This is a genomic window from Pseudomonas sp. UFMG81, from assembly GCF_015354575.1.
In the GTDB taxonomy this organism is placed as follows: domain Bacteria; phylum Pseudomonadota; class Gammaproteobacteria; order Pseudomonadales; family Pseudomonadaceae; genus Aquipseudomonas.
Map to the genome: position 1 here is coordinate 37384 of NZ_JACAFQ010000001.1, position 18256 is coordinate 55639.

An 18256-nucleotide genomic window follows, 5' to 3' on the forward strand; every position below is an offset into this window, starting at 1 on the left:
CCAACAACTCAACGCAGGCTACAATTTAAATCGTTTTGCAGTACGACTGCCCGCAGCGGCCGTGGCAACTCGTCGATTTGCAGTCGGTGTAGCCGTGCAGCGGCTAGGTGCTGGGCATGATGCGAATGCATGATGACTCGGTGCGGGGATTCGCTTCTGAAGAGAACGAATGCCCCGACAGTTTCTTGGGCATTTTTCACTATATTCAGCACCGCCTGCACAACCGTATCGGTCTCGAGGTATTCAATGCGGCCCGTCAAGGATTGCTGCTTGAACTCACCCAGGCTTGCAAAGCCTTGTGCACCAGTTGCCTTGGGATGAACTCCTGCTCCAACCTTCCCTTTGAGCTTTTCACCAAATGGCAGAACAGCTCGCTCTCAGATGCCGTCAGTCCAGACGGTGCGGTATCTTGCGCTCGAACTAGCTCCCTCACGGCTGAGCCACGCTTGTATTCGTCGAAGAGAGCTTTGGACATTAACATTGAGGTGACCTTGCCATGTTTTACCCGGGCCCGCGCGAGCATACGCAGCCCCCAGGTGTCCATATCCCCCCAGTAGGCCACAGCCTTCTCGCGGTGCTTGGGGGAGTCGAGCCATGCTAAGTCGAGGCCACACCCCAAGACTGCGACCGCTCCAGGCACTTCAAGGAGTTGGTGATAAGATTTTTCATTCTCTACGACCAGAAGCCTGCAACCAGGCAACTCCACCTGAGCAAGCTCTGAGGTTGTCACCCTCTGTCGTTTGAAGGGCAAAAGCCCGTCCTCTAGAGGCACCACCAATACCCAGTGGTTTGTCTCATCGTAAGCGTCCAGAAAGCCACACAGGCTTTGCTCAGAGGCTTCCCCTTCAAATAGGACATCTAGGAACTTCTTCAGTAGCAGCTCGTTTCGCTCAAAGAATTTGGTATCAACGCCGTATCCAGAAAGCAGTCGCAAAGGCTGCCCCTTCGCACACCCTGGAGTCAGTTGGGAAGCCAGTACTGCAGCCTGTAATACCTCTTCGCTAGGCTTACCCTTCCATAGAAGCCGTCGTTGAATGAGTAAGGTATGGAAGTGCTCAGGGACACGCTCGACCAGGTACCCCAGAGCCTCAAATTCCTCGATGGTTGGCCTATCCTCTGTCGCGGCCACCCACTCTGAAGGGTTTCGGAGACACCACTTACTAGGGACGAGAATTGTGTCAGCTCCATTTCTGTAAGAAACGCTCGACCACTCAACCTTGCCCACTTTCACGCCACGCCAGGCCTCTACGTGTCTCTGAACCTCTGATATTCGAGTGTTGAAACACCGGGGCGGAGGCTTACCGATGTTCAGCTCCCAGGGCCAAGAGGCAGGATTGCGAAGCTGTTTGGAACGAACACCTGGCTTAAGCCATAGCTGTATCAGCCTCTGCCGCAGATCTTCTGGCGACTTCATACGTTTCACCTAGGCTCAAGCGTCACCACCGGCGTCGCCTTTGACGCCCTTGTTTTTTCTGCTGTTGGAATAATTCTGCAGCTCCTCCCAACTCATAGACAGCATCGTCGAGGCTCCATCTTTTTTATGAACAATGATGGCAGACCGGGTGTGCACCTTGAGAAGCTGCAGCTCCTTATTGGGGGTAACGAAAATCGGGTGAAGTCCGAACTCATTCAGGGCCGCAATGATCCGCGCAGCGACGCTCACAGAGGTTCTAGAAAAGGCTTCGTCGAGCACTACGGTGCTGAAAATTGGCTTGCTTTCACCGATAGGACACAACGCGTATCCGAGAGCAGCGGTGAGGATGTAGGACGCTATAATCTCCTTCTCCCCGCCGCTATCACCATACGAGCCCTTCCTGCCTGCGGTTGCCTCTCTCGTAACGCTATCTACCACAGCAACGGAGAACTCCAGCCTGTACCTTGGATCGAGTATGGCCCGCGCACCAGTCGTCTTTTTCCGATCACAGGCGCTCCTGAGGTTCTCAACCAAACTCCTGAGCGCTCGGTAGTGGGTCTCACCGACATCGTCTTTGAAGCGAGCGGTGTTAAGTCTCCGTTGCGCTGACTGCAAAGCGACCAGATCCTTATGAATGACCTTGCTGGTAACGAGGCGAAGGTATTTTCCTGATTGAAACTCGACGCGACGTAAGGTGCTGTTAAGTTCCTCAATGCGCTCCTCAATCATCACGACCTCTTGCTCGACAAAGCTCAGAAGCTGAGTGACGCCATCATCGGAGGAGCGGTTAAGGTAGGTGAGGAAGCGCTCGACTTTCTCCGGCAGCGCCTCAGTAGTCAGGAGGGTCAAGCGCTTAAGGTATGCGAGTACGTCAGCCACCTCGAGTCCTACTTCAACCAAAGCGCCATTATCCACAGCCTTGGCTTCAGCCATCTTCCTGATCAATTCGGTTTCAAGCTCTTCGAGCCGATCACGCGATTTTTCAATAGCTTTGGATTGGTCGTGATAGCAGTTCATCTCCATATTGCTGAGCTCGCTCAGCTCTTCGGGGCTGATGATAGGAAGGTATTTGGAGAGGCTAGCACGCTGCTCAGCAGAAAGCCCCAATTCAGCCTTCTCTTGTGTTTCGTTGACCTTCTGTGTAGCTGCGCTGAGCCGAACCACCAGCCTGGTATGAACATCACGAGCGTCGAAAAGCGACTCCTCGAGCTCAGCTGCCTTCTGATGTCCCTCATCCAACTGTGATTTGGCAGTAGAAACGTCTGTGTCGGGGCGAGTGAGGTATTCAAGCTGCCCCTGGAGATCAATAACCTGACTCTCGGCCCCATGGAGATCAATGAAATCGAACTCAACATCGTTGATCAATTGATAGGCATTGCTCGCTTCCTCGAGATCACCCAGGCGATCCCTAGCAGCGCAAAGCGCTTCATGGGCATGTTCCAGTTGGCCGTCAAAATCAGAGATTTCCTGATGCAGATACGTCAGCCGATCTCGATTGTCGAACCCTGTGAACCAGTCAGAAATCAGCAAGCGCTGATCTCGCTTCTCAAAAAAACTGGGCTGCTCTGACATCATCCCTTCTTTGGTCATTGCTTGGGGGGTGGCCAGCAACGCATCTGAGCTTTCAACACAATGGCGATCTAACTCCGCAATCAGAGCTTCTACTGCTTTCTTGTACGGATGCGGCTTGAGAATGAGCTTCCGTGCATAACCGTCCGGTAAGTTCTCGCGACTTGGGGTATCGAGATCCACCTCAAGTACTCTTACATGCAGGTGGTTGTCGCGCCCGTTGATCCAGCGCAGCGCTGCCTTGGCTTTGTCAGAAGGAACCATCACGCGAAGCCTATGCCCACCGATCGCGCGCTCGATTGCCCCACGCCATTCTTGTTCGTCTGCCCTCACCTGGATCAGTTCTGCCGCAAAGGGTAACAGGGCTTCATCTACCCCCAAGTGATCCGCTAGCTGGGTACGGAACTGATGGTACCCAGTAGGCAGGTTTGAACCTGGACGTTGTTTGATCTCCTCAACCTCCTGTTGAAGGGCCAGGAGGCGAGCGCGAATATCTGACTCGTTGATCCCAAACTGGAATGCTTCGGAGCGTTGCTCTGAAATCTGCCGTGTTAAAGCATCACTACGCTGATGAGCCAACTCTTTGTTTTGCCTCAGCCCTTCTTCTGATAGCTCTTCGCTAAGGCCTAACCTGCGCATCCGTGACTGATATTGAGCGGAAGTGGTTGCTCGGACACGCTTGGTAGCTATCCATTCCTCCACACGTCTTTGCAGTTGATCGATGCTAGCGCCTCCCTTCTGCAAGTAGGCTTGCAGGAAGACATCACATTGCTGCTTCAGCACGTTGCGCTGATCACCGAGGCGATGCATTACGAAAAGCGCCTTCTCTATTTCCTGTTCCAACCTCCTCTTCTCTGCCGACCAGAGATCATGCGATTGCTCAGCGAACCATATCGGTGCTAGCTCGCTGACAAGCCTGAGCTCTGCGAGGCTTTCATCTTGTTGCTGGTAGCGAACCCACAGCTCTGCGATGGGTTTGAGCTTTTGCTCCTGAGCCCGAGCAGTCTCCAGCTCCTGGTGGATGACATTGAGGTCGTCGAAGCTTTTTACGACTTCGTCTGCCCGTTTGAAAGCGGCCCGGTCTTCCAGCACAAGGTCACGAAAAATCGCGTCAATGTCGGTGAGCTGCTTGATGCCAGCTGCGCGGTTCAACAACGAGAGGGCGTTGTCACTGACTTGGAATTTGGCTCGGACACGCGCCATGTAGTCCCTTCGAACAGAATGAACCCAAAAACCTTGGGTGTTGTTCTCAATCAGCTCCAGGCCACGCTTTCCCTCGTCGTGGAAAGTCTCAAGCCAAGACTCTAGGCTTTGTTCCGGATTGGTACAGTAAATCCAGTTTTTTTCTAGCTCTGCTGTCGCGGAACTGGTGCCTTCGAAAAAGAACACGGCGCCAAGACGTACCAGCTGTTCTCCTCGAGAGAAAGTGGCACAGATTCCTGACATCGTTTGCCCGGGGCGGGTGCCTTTCTGCTTTAGATTCTGCCCCTCGCCCAGCGATGGCATTCCTCTCACATACGACACCAAGTCCCTGTCACTATCATTCCCTCCGGTCGAGGCAAGGTTGTAGCGGGGACTCAGGCAAATCAATGTCATAAACCCATCGATGATCGTTGTTTTCCCACTACCAGTTACACCAACCAACGATGTCCCAGCGGGGTCAATGGGCGCTAGGTGCATACCGTTGAAGCTGCCCCAATTGAATATCTTCAGCTCCCTCAGGAGGTATCCAGATGGACTCCTCTCTAGATTATTCATCAGTGTCCTCTCCTTCCTCACCCATTGGCGGGAGCTGATCGGCACTGAGGTCGTGAACTTCCAGCCACTGGAGCAATGCCGCCAAATTTTCGGGATTTGCGACGTGAGCAATCAGCGGCCGGATGGTGAAGTGATCGCTATGCTCACTCATAGAAATGAGATGATGACTCCTCAGTTGAATAAGCAGCTTCACCGCCCTCTGGCGATCTTTGAAGTCTGCACCAGGCTCCCCGAGATAGGCTCGCAGCTGTGTGATGACGTCGTCTACTGTCATTTGCGGGATAGCCGCCCCAACCCCGCTTTCCATCTCGCACTCAATTAAGTGCTGTCGGAGCACAGCGATTAGCAGCGTCTGCTCTAGGTTGAATGGGTGCCGCCGTATAAGTGGATGCGTCCAGCCCTCGGCAATCTCACCTGACTCACGGCGCACCCTGACAAAGGCCAGGCCTCGAAATTCGTCATACTGAATTTCAAGATCGAAGGGTTCGAAGATTTGCTCCACTTGCTCAGCATTCGCCAATGCCGCACGGTAGAGACGTTTGTAGTCGGCCTCTTCGATAAATCCGTTTTTGAACAGTTCCTGAACCACCTCTCGAACGACCCGGGGTGTTCGCAGGTCGTCACCTTCCAGGTCTGATTCGTCGTTTTCCAGGTCATCATCCAGCTCCGGCTCCAGATCCGAATCTTCATCGCGGTCTTCGTCCTCACCTGGCCTGCCTGTCAATTCATCAAAAATGCTAGGCATGTCAAAGCTCCCATTTGATATCGCGAAGCTTCTCGCTCTCAAGTTGGGTGAAGGGCAGATGGAAGCGCCATTGACGATCGTCTTTGTCAGTCAGATCAAACGGAGCGGTCTGATCCTCATACACGTCAATTCCAGCCTCCCGAGCCATGGTGATCCAAATCGTGAAGCACTCAAGATCGTGGGTCGGAGGAAGGAGCGAGGCCAGCTCCACAAGTGAAAGGGGGCGCTGCTGCTCAGCCAGTATTCTCAAGGTTTCTCTGATGAATGCATCTCGATCTAGCCCATCGAAGGACTGCCAAAATTCTTCTTCAATTTCCTCGAGATCTGCAGAGCATCGGCTGAGATCAAGCTCTGGAACTATCTCTCCGGAGATACCTTTGAAGCGCAGTCGCTCAACCACCGGTACCTTCACCAATGCCGTACCCACTGGAGGTAGAGGAACCTGCAGGTGCCGCACCGACTGGCGACTCCAATCAATGTTTACGACCATACTGAAGAATTCGTTGAGCAGGTGCCCAACGCGGTGGTGTTCAGCAACAAGCCCGGTCTTCATGAAGCTTTTGACGTCTCGCTCGCTCCGAGCCCTGGCTTGTAAGACCAGCTCTGTTTCCCGGAGTAGCCTCGGCACCAACCGCAGCAACTCAACCTGTTGGGTCTTCGTCAGCGCTTTGGTAGCAGCTGGATGGCGCAAGATGTTCTGAAGGCGATGCCTCATACGCTCAAGCTCAAGTGGAGCCCATAACTGCTGCTGGAAGCTGTCGAAGACCCTGCCTTCCGGCGTGTTGAGCAAGGCCTCCTGGCCATTCAACAGGTTATCGACGACCTCTCCTCGGTGGAACTTTTCGCTGATAATCGACTGGCGTAGCCATCGGTCAGCATCCCGCCAGGAGTCCTCCACCCTTCGGAAGTCCGCCAGCAAGCTCATAGCGAGGGCATAAACTTCTTTGATGCCTTCGATGGCCTTCTCTTCATCAAGTACGGGGATGAGCCCAGCTTTAGCTCGTTCCAGCTCAGCCAGAAGCTCCTTGATACGCCGTTTGAGTGCAAGCATCCTGCTCTTCAGATCCGAATTCAGGTGCGTCTCGAGATTCTCAATTTCACGCTGTACAACTGACAACCGAGAGGCGGTTGACGTCATTACGCGGTTTTCGAGAGATTCAGTGAACCGAAAGGCTGACTCCAAGAAGTCTGTTGCGTAGATCCGCCCGTTACGCTCGACAATGAGCCGGCGCTTGATCCACTCTCTGAGCTCTCGGTTTGCTTGCTGAAGTTCAGCCCCACGCTCGATCTTGTAAAACTCAGGATCAGGGCAATTTGCGAAGGTGTCAGCTATAGATCGGAGCGCGTCGCTCATCTCGACACCATCATGGCCAGGCTCAAGGATCATCCGGAGGCTGGCCAGGAAAAATGGTGCTCGCGGCGAGGCGAGAATCAACCACGCGGGATTCTGCGTACGGAGCCCTACGAGATGCTCGGCACGTTGTTGCAGGTTCTCTTCCATGGGATGACCACCCCACAGGCGAAACGCGGCGAAATAGTTGTGCCGCTCGCGAAATAGGCCACCGCTGCGCTATTTGCAGCCTACAAGCTTAGCTGCTTCCTGGAATCGAGCAACGCCACAGTCCAAGCCTGTAGACCAGGCGGACTACCCCCTGATGAACGGAACGCCTATTTCGGGTAGCGGGCAACCCTTCGCATGCGGAGCATTCGAACAAACCGTGAACCTGACCAGTCCGTGGTCTCCCTGCTGATGCTTACCCTGTGATGCACGACCGCAGATCTCATTGTTGAATCGTCTGTTAAGTATTACAACGAGGCCAGATCGAGGCGGGCCAGTTCTATCTTGGAGGATGGTCAGCTCAAAAGTAAGGCTAGTCGCCTTACTCCCCCTCAGACCTGACTGGCAGTGTTCTGACGAAGCTCAGTGCCATGTGGCCATCACCTCCACGCAGGTGGTGGCCACTTTTTTCGGCTAGGTTTTGACGAGCTTTCCTACCTAGGAATCAGCCGCACCTTCGAGCTGTAGGCTTAGCAGCATTACGAAAAGCACATGATCAGGGGGGCTATCACTTCCGGATTGATCAGCTTCGTAGCCTCTCCAATAACCCAAGTACCTACCGGCCACGCCACCTGCAAAACCATCAAGATCGTGAAGGTCAGAAAAGCCCGGAGAAGAAATTCATGGGTCATTTTGATGCCCGTCACTTTCCGGTTCACCTTGGGGTAGTTGTTAAGCACAGCGTGGGATAGCTCCTTAGCCAAGGCTGCCTTCGGTGATCCTTTTTTCCAACTCTGAGCTAGATCTGCTGGACTCACCACATCAAATCCATCGACCTTGAGCGTTTTAAACGCCCAGCCCCCTGCCCTCAATAGATAGGCAACAGCCCAAGCGAAGATAAACAGCCCCAGACAGCTCAACCACTTGCTTGATTTGTCGTTCCACAAGCTGGGTATCAAAGACACTAAGACAGGTATCAGTGCCGTGATCGCAGCAAGGTAGATACCTGCTTTGGCGTCAGCCCCTTTACGTCGATCGACCTCCGCATCAAAGAGTCGACGGGACTCCTCTAGAATCACATCACTGTCTCGAGACCAATCACCATCGCGCACGGACAACGCCATGCTACGGCGCCACTGATTGTCCCCCTGCTGCTCATCGGGTGACAATGGAATGATGGTTGGCCAGAGCCACTGGAGTCGCTGCTTAAGCATGAGAAACCGTTTTCCCCGTCAACTCATCCACGATTGCAGACGCTATCGGATACCCCGTGAGGTTCTCAATCCAGGCCCACTGGCCGTTAGGATTTATCTCTAAGAACCAGAGCTTGCCGGAGCGATCGCAGATCAGGTCAATGGCCCCATATCGGAGTCCAAGGTGCGCCACTAGCTCGATGCATTGCCTTTGCACGAACTCAGGGAGAACAATTCTTTCATGCCGCAAATCAGGACGGTTTCCCTGACGCCAATCAGTTTCCGTTTCGGGGTTTTCTTGAGACCAGATCGCCGTAGCGAAAACTCGTTCACCAACCACCGTAACCCGCACATCGTATTGCTTCAGGACTTCGGTCTGCACAATGAAGGGTGTCAACGCGATGGCGTCGGCCTGGTCATCTTCAATTTGCCCGAGGCGAGTGGTGAAGATGATACGTTCGGTCTCACCCGTGAGCACAGCTTGGCGAAGCGGCTTGCCGATGGCCTGGCCGGCCTCGGTAATGGCCCGGGCTGAGGAGATGTCGTTTGTGATCAAAGCCTGGGGGACATGGAAGCCAATTTCGTGAGCCAACAGCAGCTGCATCGGCTTGTCTTCAGCCATGAAGATCTTGGCAGGAGAGTTAAGCCAGCGCCCCTCCAAACGTGAGTATAAGCTTTTGAGAAAGCTGCTCCACTCCGCCTCGACATAGGCCCGCTCCCCCACATCCTCCACCTGGCCAGATACCGCTGGTGCTCCTGGTCGACGAAAGTAGGCCGCTGAAATCTGCGCTCCCTGGACAGTCTCACCATCCAGTGAAATTGACCAAGCATCACGCGGATGCCCCGCCATCGTACACAGCGCCTGTGGAAGCAACTCGGTGTTGAGTCGCATGTAAGGTTCGCTGCGCCGGCGGAGCTCAGCGACAACATAGTCCATCGTGATGTCACGACGATTCGTAACCAGCAGCAACATGGTGCGCGTCCAGATCAGTCTGAGTAGTAGCGAGTGTCGAGCCCGAAGGTTGGATCGCCATTGTCGTCACGCTCCAGCTCGACATTGGTCTTGGTGATCAGCTCGAGAATATGATTGACCTCGCACCGATCATCGCGCTCGGTATTCGCATCTGTCTTGGTCACTAGCTGCAGCAGGTGATTGCTGGTGTCGAAATTACGCAGCTCAGAAGAGGACTGCCCACGATAGGGAGAGGGATCGTCGTCGTCACTCTCAACCTTTTGGTAGGTTTTGGTCAGGAGCTCAATCTGCCAGCACGCCTCATCATCTTGTTCTGCGTTGACCTTGGTCTTCGTCATGAGCTCATTCAGAACTCCATCAGTGATGATGGGGACTACACCCGCCGACGAATCGATCGCCCACATGTTGAGCTCAGAGGAGTAGTAGCCAGGGATGCTGTCTTCCCCTGTCCTTGGTGTGGCGAATCTCGAAAGATACGGCGAGGTTTGAGACGAACTTCCTAGAGTTCCCAAGCTGGCTTCTCCTAATGCCGGCAAGTCGCGAAGAGCGACAATGAATAGACCATACCATTTGGCCACTACCACGGTAAATGAGAGAGGGGCATGATCGAGGGCGTCAGTAAACGAAATGCGAGATACACCAACTAATTGAGCAACAAGCATTCCTTCACACCCTCCTCAGTGAGGAACTTTGGAGCCCCCTCGAGCCCCCTCACCTGCCCAGTCACATACTACATAGCGACTACTCAGCGTCTGCACCACAAGATAGCCTTGGATCTCTTGGGTTCCCATGATGAAGGAGGTTCGAATTGGATCACCATCATCGAATCGCTTCTCACAATCACTGAATACGAAGCCCATCAGAAAGAGCTGTCCACTACCGTACTCGACTGATGACAGAAAAGCTGTGATCTCCCAACCAAAATCGATTTGCATCGCCTTGATCACGCTGCTGGGCATGGCAGCTAAAGGTGTGTCGACGATCTTGGATGAGGAAAGCGGCGTCCTGCGTTTGACCATGTGAAACCTCACATTTTGGTGCCCCCATCTCGCAAGCTTCGATGCGAGAAGAACGGACACTTTATGGGCTGGCCAACAACAGGCGATTGAGTGTGCGCATGATCACCTCGAGCCATATTTAACTCGAGGAGCACCCGACTTGTGCAATCTACCCGTTTCTGGCTATTACGAAACTCTTTCTGAATGCTCCTGTCTTTTCCGCCGAACCCATCGGTCTACGGCAGAGCCAGCGCTGGCAGCTGATCATTGATGACATCCGCCAGAGCACCTCTGTAGCTCATCTGCTTGAAGCTTGTGGCAAAGCGAAGGCTACATTCGAGGACTGGTGGATGCTGGTCACCTCTCCAACGACCGCATCCGGGATAACAAAATCCTGAGTAGCAACCACCAACGCCGAACATTGCTCCCGGAGGCCTAAGCAGCGTCGTTCATCCTGCGCACGGAAGCGCCTGGCTACGTTGTTTCAATCAGCTCCGCAATTAGCGCTCGTAAGCTCGCCCTTCCAACCGCCCGCTTGAACGACGTCAGCACAAACCGTCCTTCAGCCGTCGTGATCACCCAGAAGCGCCCTACCTTCTTCAGATGCTCGATGCGAGAAGTCTGCAGAATGTGCCCATCCGCCCGTTGTTCAAACTGTCCAGGATCGGTGTGACCAAAAACGATGCCAGCAGCGCATTCGGACGTGATGAAGACGTCGCTCAGGTAGCCGCTAACAGGTGGCGAGACCTGTAAGTCATCGCTCGTAAGATCCGCTTGAGCTGGAAATCTGACGGGCTTTTGCAGTGGTACTCGATGTTGACCTCAGCTGACATCAACTCTTCCTCTTTCAAAACTGACATTGCCCGCACTTGCAGGCGCAACCCTGTCAAACCTCAAGGGTGAAGTCCGGCAAGAATCCAGTGCGCTCTCCCGGATACCCACGAGGATTCGAAATGACCCGGCAGCCTGAGACGATTGTGTCGACTGCTTGATGCGTATGCCCGAAAATCCAAACATCAGCCTGGGCTACCAGCTCGTGCCATTCATTGAAGTAGGCTGCACCTAGGTGACCTTCATGGCCATCGCCGGCCAGCTCTTGAAGAGGGCAATGATGCGTGATCACCACTGTCTTTCCCTCAAAGCCCTTGGCGAGCTCGGTGGCCAGAAACTCTTTAGTGGTGATGTTCCGAGCAATCAGGTCGACAGGACGCAGCTTGCTGTAGCCCTCTCCAATGCGAATTCGCTTGAAGTCGTTCATCCACTCAGCACACACCCTCATCGCAGCCTTGTAGTCGCCAGTCGCGGTGAAATCTGTCCATGCTGTTGCTACCAAAAACCTGGTGTTACCGACGATCAGGATTTGGTTGTCCAAGACGTGCACATGCTCTGCCGCAGCTTCTCGCATCTTGGCCAGAGTTTTTTCGAGGTGCCCCTTGTAGTACTCATGATTCCCGCACGCATAGATCACTGGGCACTTGAACGTCTCGTTCGCCCACATGACTCCTCGGCCACGCACAGAGATGTCGCCGGCCAGCACGACCAAATCGCACTCCATAGCAGGGGGTTGGAAGTCCGCGAACTCCAGGTGCAGATCTGAGTAAATCAAAATTTTCATCGGGTCAGCAGGTTCCTGTTCGACGCTGATCGTGTCTCCGGAGCGTCCACATGGGGCAGCAAATCAAAATCAAGATCGAGAGCTCGGTCATTCGGCTTTAGCCGCCTACGGCCGAGAGACTCGAGTCACTCAAGGTCACCCCAGGCTCGACGCATTTCGTCTTCATCTGCGATTCCCTCAACTTCTAATCGCAGACGCTCAATCAGCTCTGCCCGAAGCTCTTCGAGGCTAACTTGGCCATCCACATAGCGCTGCAACTGTGCCAAGCAATCAGCTGCAAGCCGCCCTCCGTCGAGCGCTAGACAAGCAATCTCCGCTTCCACAGCTTTACGACGGCGTTCGCGCTCCACCCCATCGATTTCCATGTGCATCCCATGCGGGCTAGCCAAAGCCTCCATAGGAACGGAAGCCCGGCTATCAAGCGCTACTTAAAGACTTTACTGAAGCGCTGAGAGAGCGATGCCGCATCAATCGCCGCCCAACTCTCTGGATCGTTACTCAACCTCACCCAGTTGATCGCTACCCCCACCATCACCAACCCAGCCAGAATCCCTTCCCAGAACGCCCAAACAAAGGTGGTTCGAACAAGGTAATCAGGGTCGACGCTTCCGGTCAGTAGGTGGATCGGATAAGGAGAAAGGAAGCATCCGGCAATGAACGCCAAGATCATCAAGGGCACTGCGTAGACCATCAACATCACCGGCACCTTGATCTGATACTGCCTCGCAGCTACCAGCCTGCCGTTCGGGCCTTTCATGGCATAGATGGTGGCCTTGTTCTTCATCTTGTCCTTATTCTTGGTGAAGATGCCGTACAGGGTCACACGCTCTCCTGCCTCGAGCTCTTCGTAAATTTTTCCCGGTAGCAGAACCTCCGGCAGCACCTCCCCGTCTATCACTATCCGGGCTGTGACTGCCCCCGGCTCGGTAGCGGTGACCCGTGGTTTATCGATCACTCCCGTGACCTGCCTGCAATCAAATTTAATCAAAACGTGCTCCTGCAATTATTGAGCGCGCAATCAACCGCACCGCCTGAAAGGCAGCGTGCTTAAAGGTGCTGAATCAGCTACGCGCGAAACGAAAAAACGGTACTTAGTGCCGCTTGCTTCCTAAGACCATCACCTAGTAGCAGGGAGACGGTGCCATTGGAGTCAAAATGCCCCTCTTAAAATTGCTGCCATGAGCCCTCCAACATTCACTGCATCAACTCGGTACGCTCGTGTAGACCTCACCTGCTTTAGTGATGAACTCGTAGACCGGGTTGCTCTCAGTGCCTGGCTTAATACGTATTTCTGAAAGCAACTCCATCGAGACCCCTGCACGATTCGTCATAGAAGCAGGTGCGAGAAGCTGAATATGATTCACATTAAGTGCTTCAGGCCCCTGCCCTGCGCAAAGAAGATCAAGCTCCTTCACGTCTGACACCAACCGCACCCATGGGCCAAAGCAGCCGTCAATCAGCCCACACCCCTCCACGAGGAAGTAGTAGCTAACAGGATTGAGCTCAACCGCTTTCCAGAGCAGCCGTTCACTGTCAGCAGCTTTGAAACGACCTTTCAGCGCATCTCCGTTGGTTACAAACACCTTCACTACCTCGTTATCGACACTCGTTGCCAGAGAGAAGAAACTGGCAGGTGATACTTAAAATTACTGACGTCACACAGACTTGGCATAGCTCGTTACTAGCTGACCCGCTAGGAGATCTTGGCTTAGCGACCCACCGGCTTGCTGCGTTTCCGCCTTCTGGGGAAGCTTGATTTCTGCGGTTATCCACCTGCGGAGCCTCATTTAGTGCTGCTGCGGAAAGGTCTGACGGCGTCTTACCGGCCAGCTTTGCCCAAACGCAGCGCTCTAGGGTCATTCGATATTACGAATAATACACTGATTCAGCGTTTATTCGTAAAGGCCGGATGTGGCTATATCCTGACTTTTGAGCGAGTCATGGATCTCAGAACCGCTTTCGCAGGGGTGCTGCGCGCACTCCGCCTCGTCCGTGGTGCCCGTTATGCCGACCTCTCGGACGCCACGCACCGTCGCAAAATCGCTGAGCTTGAGAACGCTCAAACGAGCGTCAGCCTTGAGCAGTTCGACGCTCTCGCAGAATCCCTAGGTCTTGATGCGATCGCCCTAATGGCGTTGTGCGTGTCTGTGCGTGAAGGAGTCGTGCCGCACGAAAAGATTCTCGACTCGATGACCAAGCTGACCGACTTCGTGGCAGTCGGCGGGATCGAGTTGATTGGGGAGCAATTCGACGCCTCCGGTTCTCTGATCAAGAGGTCTCGTGGGAGACCACTGCACGCTGACAATGAGAAGGCGGTGCTCGCGCTTAAGGCTGAAGGTCTCTCACCTCAACAAGCTGCAACCAGGCTGGGGCTGGCCCTGACGTCGGTGATGGAGTATTGGAAAAAATGACCAGCTAAGAGATGCGCTGGCACATGGTGATCCTAGGGATAAGGGCGATGGTGTCCACGTGTTTGAGGTACACCATCGCCTTTAATGCGATTCTGAAGGTGTGTTCGCTGGCTTAGGGTCGAGTTACCGATCAGCACATGCCATTTGTCCACCGACATCTGGCTGATCACCCGCGTCGAGCGGTTGCCATAGCGGTCGTCCAGCAGCTCCAGCATGTCGCGCCGTTGCCCATCGCTAAGTGGCGCCAAGTGCCATCAGTTTGGCGAAGTGGGCCTTGTGGGCCAAAGCGCAGGCGAGCCAGGTTTTGCCGATACCTCAATGCCAACGCTGGAGTAACGATCACCCACATGATATCGACGGGCCACAATTGCACCTGACAAACTAACTTTATCGCTAGCTATCAATTGGCCACTTAAAACGGAAATACCAGCATTTTCAGCACTTTATGAATGTCAATAGATTTATTTTTTATTTTTACACTTGAATTCAATTTTTCAAAACGGAGTATATATGTTTGTAACCAACCCATAAGCTGAAACCTCATCCTCTCGGTAATCATTCACAGCGATAAGGCTGCGACCATAGCTCAATTAATGATTTTGAAAATGCTCCAAAGCGGAAGCCAACGGCTGGGGCGGAGCTATTCGTTTCTTCGTCCGCAGGACGCCTAGGCTTTTTCTTTGCTCTTATTTTGCCATCAAATAATGTCGCTTAATTTTGCTGGATAACCACACCCGAAATTCGCGAATTGACATTTTGTCAAAAGATTAGACTCAAGCCAAATAATTCTAACTCGTCGGCATACGTTCCAAGTGGGATATAGAATCGGTAAAGAGCCCGCAAACTGTTGACAAAGTGTCAAAACCAATCTCCTATTTTTTTGTTGACAGGGGGAATCTTAAAGAGCACCATTTGCGTGCATCCATCTCAGGATAGAGTGACAAGCGACACGCAGAGAACTCCAAAAAATATTAAGAATATCTTTCAGTTATTGTACTAAGGCCTAAGTACAGGATGGAACGGGATTTTTATACCGGCGCGATAGCTCGAGAGCTATATGCGCCCAAGATTGAGATTCAGCTTCAATGAATAAAAATGACCACCCGACCATCGCTGAATATAGTGCCCTAGCGAACAAAGCCGGATACCTGACAGAAGATCAGATAGCTATGCTTGCAAAGGTAAAACCGGCAACATTAGAGGACTGGAGAAAGCGAGGAAACGGCCCGGCATATGTCCGCTTCGGGACATCCTATCTTTACAGCATTGAGAATTTAACAGATCATTTAAATTCACTGGAGAAACAGCGTAGCCGAGAAGCCATCATTCGATCAATTTGAATAGTGACAGGCCCCGACTACCCAAGTAGTAATTGCCCACCACCGGAGTCACTGTTTTCAGCTTCTGCTTCTCCAGCAAGTACCAAAAGTTAAGGATGGTGGCTTCGTCGGGTATGGGCTCCAGACTCAGCCCGGCGAACTAGCGCAGGATAGTCGTCTGATAGAGCGCTCCATCTCCAGATCGCTATGCCCGAACCAGTTCTGCTTAAGACGAATACCCAGCATCGCCATCAGATACGTAGGACGACCGCCTTCACCTTTTTGGGTAATGCGACTCAAGCGGAGTTATCAGGCTGTTCCACGACTCCAGGGTAAATTGCACTGACTTGACCCCAAATTTGCATTCGACCTGACCACTCATTTGCACCGGACTTGACCAGCACGATTTGTAACCATGATCGGCAGAACGACCCGCTACGGAAGTCCGTTAGTCCGGTATCACCGGATTGAATTTCACCAGATTTGGGAATTCTTCTTTAGGGCTCCGTAGTCGATAGTCCATTCTGCGATCAATTTGACATCATTTCGACCGCCTGTGACTGCACACCAAGCAGGTCATTGAAGGCCTTCTGCACGTCTTTGGCTTTAATGTGCGTGTAGCGCTTCAGCATCTTCCAATCTCGGTGCCCGGAAATCAGAGCCACCTGCTCGATCCGGAGACCGACAGTGAATAGCTTGCCAATCGCTCCGTGCCGCAGATCATGAAAATGCAGGTCATCTATCTTGCATTGCTTACAAATACGAGTAAATGACGCGCTAACCGAACGCTGGTTGTACGGAAAAATGCGTCCCGCTTTTCGATCCCCCACATGCGCCATGACAATTTTCCATGCAGCAGGTAGAAGCGGAACCGTCTGGTTATTCCCGATCTTCTCATGCGGGTGCTTACGATTTCTGACCACTACTGTTTTATCAACATGGTCGATATCTTCAATGAGGATCTGACAAATTTCCTCTTGCCGCATTGCTGAGGCCAAGGCGAAAGCAATCAGGTGCTGCATGGGTATCTCTTGTCTTGACCCCTTCGCTTCGTAAGCAGCAAAAATTTTGTCGAGCTCATCCTCTGTAGCTTCTCTTTCACGCTGATTGCTACGAGTACTCACCCCCCTGCGTGACAGACTGCTACGGACTTCGTTTGCAATACCTGCATCAACGTCGTAATGCTTCACCTCCCGAGCCCAATGCAAAATCGTCGAAATGTACGACAGATCGACAGCTATAGTAACACCAGAAACTATCGTGCCAGCCTGGGTCTTCTGCTTGAGCCGTTTGTCTACAAAATCACGTAGATGAAGGATCGAGAACTCCGACATCAGGACACCCTTGAACTCAGATTTCAGGCGTAGGAGTGTCGCTTTTTTGTTCTTGCCGTGTGGCTTGACCGGATCGGTTTCTTCAATGTACTTGTCAATGAAATCCGCAACAGTCGATCCTTTAGGCGTTGGCGCTGTGCCGACAGCCCTGATGCTGTCAAGCTTGCTTTCCATCTCCGCAGCCCAACGCTTTGCGTCAGCGCGTTTCTTGAACGTCATGCCCTTCCGCACACCACCGCGCATAACCTGAGCGCGCCAGCTGCCGCTTGGAAGCTTTACAATACTTGCCATTGCGTGTGCAATCCCTGTTCATTCTGACGTACCCGAATAATACACTGCACACACCCATCATGCACACCGCGTGTGCACCAAGGCTACACATGAAGGCTTTTAAGTGAATTTTTCAGAAGAAAAAACCCTTATAAATCAAGATATTATCAGTAGGCGATTCAGCGTTGCCCCCATGATGGACTGGACCGATCGTCACTGCCGGTTCTTCCTGCGCCTGTTGTCGAAAAACGCCCTGCTCTACACCGAGATGGTCACCACTGGCGCCCTGCTGCACAACGATGCCCAGCGCTTCCTGCGCCATGACGCGTCCGAGCACCCGCTGGCCCTGCAACTGGGCGGCAGCGTGCCGGCGGACCTGGCAGCCTGCGCGCGCCTGGCCGAGCAGGCTGGCTACGATGAGGTCAACCTCAATGTCGGCTGCCCCAGCGACCGGGTGCAGAACAACATGATCGGCGCCTGCCTGATGGGCCACCCGGCGCTGGTGGCCGATTGCGTCAAGGCCATGCAGGACGCGGTGGGCATTGCGGTGACGGTCAAGCACCGCATCGGCATCAATGGCCGCGACAGCTACGCCGAGCTGTGCGATTTCGTCGGCCAGGTGCGCGACGCCGGGTGCCGCAGCTTCACCGTGCATGCGCGCATCGCCATCCTCGAAGGGCTGTCGCCCAAGGAGAACCGCGAGATCCCGCCCCTGCGCTATGACGTGGCGGCGCAGCTCAAGGCAGACTTCCCTGACCTGGAGCTGGTGCTCAACGGCGGCATCAAGACCTTGGACGAGTGCCACACCCACCTGCAAACCTTCGATGGCGTGATGCTGGGGCGCGAGGCGTACCACAACCCCTACCTGCTGGCCGAGGTGGACCAGCAGCTGTTCGGCAGCGATGCGCCGGTGGTGAGCCGTAGCGAGGCGATGGAGCGACTGCGGCCGTACATCGTCGCGCATCTGCAGAGCGGTGGCGCGATGCACCACATTACCCGGCACATCCTCGGGCTGGGCCAGGGCTTCCCGGGGGCGCGGCGCTTCCGCCAGTTGCTGTCGGCGGACATCCACAAGACCGATGCGCCGCTGGCGGTGCTGGACCAGGCGGCGGAGTTGCTGGCGGGCCGGTGAGGGTCTGGGGGCGCCTTGCGCCCCTAT

16 protein-coding genes and 2 pseudogenes are annotated in these 18256 nt (G+C 53.8%); 3 read left to right on the forward strand and 15 right to left on the reverse strand.

Features of this window, described 5'->3' with window-relative positions; translation table 11 throughout:
- Positions 1-256 precede the first annotated feature (256 nt).
- From IX761_RS00190 to IX761_RS00245, 12 genes are all read right to left on the reverse strand, one after another.
- Positions 257-1414 carry a Wadjet anti-phage system protein JetD domain-containing protein gene (locus IX761_RS00190; protein ID WP_194787558.1) on the reverse strand — a complete coding sequence of 386 codons (1158 nt, stop codon included), beginning with the start codon at positions 1412-1414 and terminating at the stop codon, positions 257-259.
- 15 nt (positions 1415-1429) lie between these two features.
- Positions 1430-4741, reverse strand: a complete 3312-nt coding sequence (locus tag IX761_RS00195; protein ID WP_194787559.1) for an ATP-binding protein — start codon at positions 4739-4741, stop codon at positions 1430-1432.
- Entirely contained in the window at positions 4734-5486 is a 753-nt protein-coding gene (locus IX761_RS00200) for a DUF4194 domain-containing protein (RefSeq protein WP_194787560.1), read from the reverse strand. The genes IX761_RS00195 and IX761_RS00200 overlap by 8 nt, the downstream gene beginning before the upstream one ends.
- Before the next feature lies 1 nt (position 5487).
- Entirely contained in the window at positions 5488-6987 is a 1500-nt protein-coding gene (locus IX761_RS00205) for a DUF3375 domain-containing protein (protein ID WP_194787561.1), read from the reverse strand.
- 536 nt (positions 6988-7523) lie between these two features.
- Complete coding sequence (locus tag IX761_RS00210; RefSeq protein WP_101319316.1) at positions 7524-8198, reverse strand: hypothetical protein; 675 nt, start codon at positions 8196-8198, stop codon at positions 7524-7526.
- Positions 8191-9150: a hypothetical protein gene (locus IX761_RS00215; protein ID WP_194787562.1), complete on the reverse strand. Its 960-nt coding sequence runs from the start codon at positions 9148-9150 to the stop codon at positions 8191-8193. The genes IX761_RS00210 and IX761_RS00215 overlap by 8 nt, the downstream gene beginning before the upstream one ends.
- 14 nt (positions 9151-9164) lie before the next feature.
- Entirely contained in the window at positions 9165-9812 is a 648-nt protein-coding gene (locus IX761_RS27035) for a hypothetical protein (protein ID WP_228533131.1), read from the reverse strand.
- A gap of 15 nt (positions 9813-9827) precedes the next feature.
- On the reverse strand, positions 9828-10169 hold the full coding sequence (locus IX761_RS00225) for a hypothetical protein (RefSeq protein ID WP_228533132.1): 342 nt from the start codon (positions 10167-10169) through the stop codon (positions 9828-9830).
- A gap of 865 nt (positions 10170-11034) precedes the next feature.
- Positions 11035-11763: a metallophosphoesterase gene (locus IX761_RS00230; RefSeq protein ID WP_194787563.1), complete on the reverse strand. Its 729-nt coding sequence runs from the start codon at positions 11761-11763 to the stop codon at positions 11035-11037.
- Positions 11764-11888: 125 nt separating this feature from the next.
- Positions 11889-12128: an antitoxin VbhA family protein gene (locus tag IX761_RS00235; RefSeq protein WP_194787564.1), complete on the reverse strand. Its 240-nt coding sequence runs from the start codon at positions 12126-12128 to the stop codon at positions 11889-11891.
- Positions 12129-12187: 59 nt separating this feature from the next.
- Complete coding sequence (locus tag IX761_RS00240; protein ID WP_194787565.1) at positions 12188-12751, reverse strand: hypothetical protein; 564 nt, start codon at positions 12749-12751, stop codon at positions 12188-12190.
- A gap of 214 nt (positions 12752-12965) precedes the next feature.
- Complete coding sequence (locus IX761_RS00245) at positions 12966-13346, reverse strand: hypothetical protein (RefSeq protein WP_194787566.1); 381 nt, start codon at positions 13344-13346, stop codon at positions 12966-12968.
- A gap of 141 nt (positions 13347-13487) precedes the next feature.
- On the opposite strand from IX761_RS00245, the gene IX761_RS00250 reads away from it, so the two are divergent.
- A complete protein-coding gene (locus IX761_RS00250; RefSeq protein ID WP_228533133.1) occupies positions 13488-14174 on the forward strand; it encodes a helix-turn-helix domain-containing protein in 687 nt (228 codons plus the stop codon).
- 110 nt (positions 14175-14284) lie between these two features.
- Here the strand turns inward: IX761_RS00250 and IX761_RS00255 are convergent.
- Positions 14285-14489 (reverse strand): annotated as a pseudogene (locus IX761_RS00255) (ATP-binding protein); the annotation flags it as partial.
- A gap of 770 nt (positions 14490-15259) precedes the next feature.
- On the opposite strand from IX761_RS00255, the gene IX761_RS00260 reads away from it, so the two are divergent.
- On the forward strand, positions 15260-15514 hold the full coding sequence (locus IX761_RS00260; protein WP_194787567.1) for a hypothetical protein: 255 nt from the start codon (positions 15260-15262) through the stop codon (positions 15512-15514).
- Between the two features lies 1 nt (position 15515).
- Here the strand turns inward: IX761_RS00260 and IX761_RS27040 are convergent.
- Both IX761_RS27040 and IX761_RS00265 read right to left on the reverse strand, forming a co-directional pair.
- Positions 15516-15815: pseudogene (locus IX761_RS27040) on the reverse strand (transposase); the annotation flags it as partial.
- A 208-nt stretch (positions 15816-16023) separates the two neighbouring features.
- Positions 16024-17118: a tyrosine-type recombinase/integrase gene (locus IX761_RS00265; RefSeq protein ID WP_194787568.1), complete on the reverse strand. Its 1095-nt coding sequence runs from the start codon at positions 17116-17118 to the stop codon at positions 16024-16026.
- A gap of 130 nt (positions 17119-17248) precedes the next feature.
- On the opposite strand from IX761_RS00265, the gene dusA reads away from it, so the two are divergent.
- On the forward strand, positions 17249-18229 hold the full coding sequence (gene dusA, locus IX761_RS00270; RefSeq protein ID WP_323744552.1) for a tRNA dihydrouridine(20/20a) synthase DusA: 981 nt from the start codon (positions 17249-17251) through the stop codon (positions 18227-18229).
- The last annotated feature ends 27 nt before the right edge of the window (positions 18230-18256 follow it).